Genomic DNA, 4,829 nt, shown 5'->3' with positions numbered 1-4,829 from the left:
ATCTTGAAAGTTTTGCAACCCTAAAGTAAATAGTTTGAGTACATTTTCTCTCCTAAACACCTTTTAAAACACTTTCTTATATACAATAGTCCATCGTATTTAACTTGGTTGAGTTCCTGCTTTGAACCCAAACAATCTACCTACGTTCTCTTTTACTCAACAATAAGCCTACCCTAAACTCAATTCCAAAGTGATTCATCGTACTGGTTTGTGCGTCGGCAGGGTTGGTCTGATAAGTATTGGGGTTGAGCGATGCGTTGAGTTCTGTGTAGTCGCTACTACTCAACTGTAAAGTATAATAAGGGCGTACCCCCAGCATAATAGGACCCAGCAGGGCGTATACTGGTAAAATAAATGAAGCGCCCACGCTAAAATTGTTTACGATTTCGGTGCTGCCTGCGCCTGTTTTGTCATTGATGGTGTTGATGCCTATATCAGGTGCAATGCCTATACCTATACCAAAGTATTCGCTGCTGGTAGCCATTAGCCCCAAACCTAATTGAATGTTATGCATATTAAATCGCAGCTCACGGTCAATAGGGGGTTGCCCTGGTGGACGTTCGGTTGCTGTTAAGGTTTGCCCAGCATTGCCATAGCGAAACTCCAACAAAAATGGCGTGTGCCCCAAGTAGCCATAAGTACCCAAAAAGGCAGAAAAGCCAGTAGGTGCCTCTACCTTGGTCATTGCCTGATCGCCTGTTAGACGCCGGGTTTGGTTAAACTGCTCTATGACATAATTAAGCCCGTCGGCTTTTATATTTACTTGATGATACCCACCTCCCAATATAGTGTGCAAATACTGTCTGCCCTGCCTTTGAGCGTAGGCATATTTAGAGGTAAACAGGTCGCCAATGCTTAGAAACAAAACTAGCAATAAAGTAGTAGAGAGTGTTTTCATAAGATCAAGGGTTTGATAAAGCGTATAATCAGCCTCTATTCCAAAAACTATGCAAGTATCCATAGATTGCCTTGTGTTCTACCTGAAAAGATAAACACTACAAGTTGCAGCTATTTTATACAAAAACTTATTTTGTTGATATAATATTCTGCAATATATTGGAATAGTTTTGCCTTATGTTGGAATATTTATTGAGTATTTGAACTAAACGTATACCAGTATATTCAATTATTAAATTGATTTAAATGTTTGATCATCTGATTAAAGTTTGTTTGGTGATATTGGGTATAAGTTACTTGCCTTATCAAACCAAGGCACAAACAACACAGCACCTGAGCCAAGAGTTGCGTCAAGTATTTTTGACCAATCAAACCCTACATTTTTTTGAGGATGAAGGAGGGATGTTAAGCCTTGGTCAGGTACATAAAAAAAAGTTTAAACCTGTGACCCGTAAGGGAAATAATTTTGGTTTAACAGCTTCTACCTATTGGTTTCGTTTTAAGCTCAAAAACCAAGATTTGAAGCAAACCGACTGGTTGCTTGAGCTGGCACACCCTTTACTTGACACTGTAGATATACATTATCAGAAAAATGGTCAATGGACAAGCATTAGGTTAGGCGACAAGTTGCCTTTTGCTCAACGCCTGGTCAAGTTAAGACATTTCGTCATACCTATTCAGTTTATTGATACCACTACGCGTACATTTTATATGCGTATACACACTACCAGTACACTTCAAGTACCGCTCATGGTATATCAACCATTGGCTTTTCTTGAGTATCAAAATACAGAGCAACTCACTTTTGGGCTATACTATGGAGTACTGTTGGTCATGGCACTGTATAACCTGTTTATTTACTTTTCTTTGAGAGTAAGGACTTATTTATTATATGCTGCTTTTATACTACTAGGTACACTATTTTCTTCGGCAATCAATGGGCACGCTTTTCAGTATTTATGGGGCAATATGCCTATTGTTGGCAATTATTCGCTGAATTTTGTGGGTGCTTTATTTCATCTGTTTTTCTTATTATATGCCATTTCATTTCTCGAAATCAAAAAATACTTACCACGTTGGCGCAACGTTTTGTATGGCTTAATTGGAGGAACAGTTATTTTGGCGATTACTTCCTTGGTGAGTATTCCGCTTTCGATCAGGTTTCTTACTATTTTAGGGGTTGTGAATATGCCTCTGGTAATACTTTTATCAATAAAATGTTATCGAAAAGGCTTGATTGCCGCACGTTTTTTTATTCTGGCTTGGGTAGTTTTTATAGTGGGGGTAGTATTGTTTAATTTGCAGTTATCTGGAGTATTGCCCACCAATGTATTTACCCGAAGGCTAGGCGAGATGGGGGGCATCATTGCCGTAGTATTACTTTCGTTGGCTCTAGCTGACCGTTACCGACTTCTTAAACAAGAAAAAGAAGTTGCTCAAGGCAAAATGCTGGAAATGCAAAAAGATGTAAATGACAAACTGGAACAAAAAGTTCGGGAACGTACACAACAACTACAGGCAAAGAGCGATGAAGTGATGACCCAAAATGAAGAATTGCACCAACAAAAAGAAGAGATCATAGCCCAAAATGAGTTTATTGCTGAAACCAACCTTGAGCTTAAACGTCAAGGTAAACAAACGCGTGAAAGTATTCAGGCAGCCAACGTTATTCAACAAGCCATACTGCCCCGCGACGAACGCTTGAATGAGCTATTTATAGCCGATTACTTTGTGCTATACCAACCCAAAGACATTGTTTCCGGAGATTTTTATTGGGTAAGCAAGGTGAATACCGCTTTGCAATTAGACAATTTGTCTTTGCCAGAGGAAGGAATACAACTTACTACCAAAAGGCTTACTGTGAGCAGAAACGAAACAATTTTTTTGGCGGTGGTAGATTGTACCGGGCACGGGGTACCAGGGGCTTTTATGAGTATGATTGGTAATTCACTGCTCAATGAAATAGTAAACGAAGCCAGGATTCTTTCACCCGCCAAAATTCTGACCCGTTTGCACGAAAAAGTACAACAAGAGCTTAAACAAAACCAAGACTCCCGTCTGAACCACGGGATGGATGTTTGTTTGTGTAAACTAGAGCAAATGCCAGAAAAAAACGTGAAGTTAACCTTTACTGGTGCCAAACGCCCTTTATACTATATAAAAGAAGGTAAATTTGGTGAGCTCAAAGGCGACCGAATGTCGATTGGAGGGTGGAGCAAAAAAGCCCGTGAAAGCTTTACTGAGCAAACCCTTGAATTACAAGGTGGAGATATTCTTTACCTTACTACCGATGGTTATGCAGATAACCCCAACCCCCAACGTAAAAGTTTTGGGACAAGTCGCTTGAAAAAACTATTGGCAGATCAGGCAGGCATTGCTATCAAACAACAACATGAAAGTTTAATAAATGCATTGGTTAACTATCAGGGAGATGCCGATCAACGTGATGACATTACTATAGTAGGGGTAGAGATATAATGTGTGAAATAAGGCTTTACCTGATGGTATTTATTTTCTACCTTAGTAAGCAACCCGTAGTATGATGGCACCTACTCATAAGATATATTTAATCTTTGTTTTGCTACTTACTTCATTTGGTTAATTGTCTATACGCCATAAACTCATGTATGATAAAGAAAGGTTTTTACAGCTTTTATGTTCGACCGATCAAGTCAATGTTGCGTTGGCACTGGAAATAGCCAAAGGGATGCCTGCGATTGATTTGGATCATTACCTGGAGGTGTATCAAGTAATGAACGCTTTGTTACGCCCTGATACAAAGGAGGGGGTAAGTGTAGAAGCCATTACCAGACTCAATACCGAAGATTTAAAACTGCCCAAGCATCAATTAGCCCACCTTCCTAAGCAAATAGGACAACTTGCCCAATTACAATCTATAGATGCCTGCAATAATTTTTTGACGAGTTTACCTGATAGTATAGGGCAACTCAAGCAATTGAAAAAACTATATTTGCAGGATAATCAGTTAAGCGACTTGCCCAAAAGTTTTGCCCAACTGCTACAATTAACATTATTGAATTTAGATCAAAATCGCTTCTCTACTTTACCTGTGAGCATCCAATCGTTTGAATGCTTGCTTGAGCTAAGCCTTAACCATAACAAACTCACCCAATTAGCCCAACATATAACCCAATTTACCCAACTTCAAAAGCTGTATTTAAGCCGCAATCAACTGACTGTTTTGCCCAACGGCATAGGGCAACTCGTGCAGCTCAACGAACTAAAGGTAAGCCATAACCAACTTACTGAGTTGCCCGAAAGCTTAGGGCAGCTTACCAGCTTGTACAATCTGCATTTAAGCCACAATCAACTTGTTACTTTGCCCAAAAGCATAGGGCAATTGACTTGGCTCTACCATTTGCATGTAAACCATAACCGGCTCACTACTTTGCCCGAAAGCGTTGGGCAAATGACTTGGTTGTATTACTTATATTTGCACAACAACCAACTAACTGTTTTGCCTAAGAGCATAGGACAACTTGCTCAATTGCAAATACTGGATGTAAGCCATAATCGGCTCACTACTTTGCCCGAAAGTATAGGTCAGCTGAGGCAATTAAAAAGTTTGAATTTGAGGGGAAACAACATAGCACTAGCTGAACTTGATAAAATAAAAGCGTGGTTGCCCCATTGTGACATTTACTTTGATGAATGATTTATTTTTTGAATCAGCATTGCGATGAACCTTAGTTTTTAGCGCACTTACGCTCACGCGACGAAACCAGTGGAAATAGTCAATGAAAGTATTCAATCTCTGTGTTTGCCTTTATTTAGGAATAAAAGGTAACTCTATGGTCTCATCAGAAATTAAAAATAAAATCGTGTCAAGGTTTGGCCTAAGGAATGGTACCAAAATAAATTTACATTCTTAACCTCATCTTTTGAGGCTATACTTTGTTAAAAAATAGCCG

3 protein-coding genes are annotated in these 4,829 nt (G+C 39.3%); 2 read left to right on the top strand and 1 reads right to left on the bottom strand.

What is annotated here, in order from left to right:
* Positions 1-136 precede the first annotated feature (136 nt).
* Positions 137-898, bottom strand: a complete 762-nt coding sequence (locus tag Q0954_RS32795) for a hypothetical protein (protein WP_299465894.1) — start codon at positions 896-898, stop codon at positions 137-139.
* Between the two features lie 245 nt (positions 899-1,143).
* Between Q0954_RS32795 and Q0954_RS32790 the strand changes: the two genes are divergently transcribed.
* The gene (locus Q0954_RS32790; protein ID WP_299465891.1) at positions 1,144-3,375 is read left to right on the top strand and encodes a 7TM diverse intracellular signaling domain-containing protein; all 2,232 of its coding nucleotides are present in this window, start codon (positions 1,144-1,146) and stop codon (positions 3,373-3,375) included.
* Between the two features lie 145 nt (positions 3,376-3,520).
* A complete protein-coding gene (locus Q0954_RS32785) occupies positions 3,521-4,573 on the top strand; it encodes a leucine-rich repeat domain-containing protein (protein WP_299465888.1) in 1,053 nt (350 codons plus the stop codon).
* Positions 4,574-4,829 lie beyond the last annotated feature (256 nt).

Source organism: uncultured Microscilla sp. (assembly GCF_947493425.1).
Classification (GTDB): Bacteria; Bacteroidota; Bacteroidia; order Cytophagales; family Microscillaceae; genus Microscilla.
Note: the sequence above shows the minus strand (reverse complement) of the source record. Positions and strands in the feature narration are given on the sequence as shown.

Bases quoted from the DNA above. Each gene is read 5' to 3' on its own strand.
- Q0954_RS32785 (WP_299465888.1), top strand. From the start codon at position 3,521: ATGTATGATAAAGAAAGGTTTTTACAGCTTTTATGTTCGACCGATCAA.
- Q0954_RS32790 (WP_299465891.1), top strand. From the start codon at position 1,144: ATGTTTGATCATCTGATTAAAGTTTGTTTGGTGATATTGGGTATAAGT.
- Q0954_RS32795 (WP_299465894.1), bottom strand. From the start codon at position 898: ATGAAAACACTCTCTACTACTTTATTGCTAGTTTTGTTTCTAAGCATT.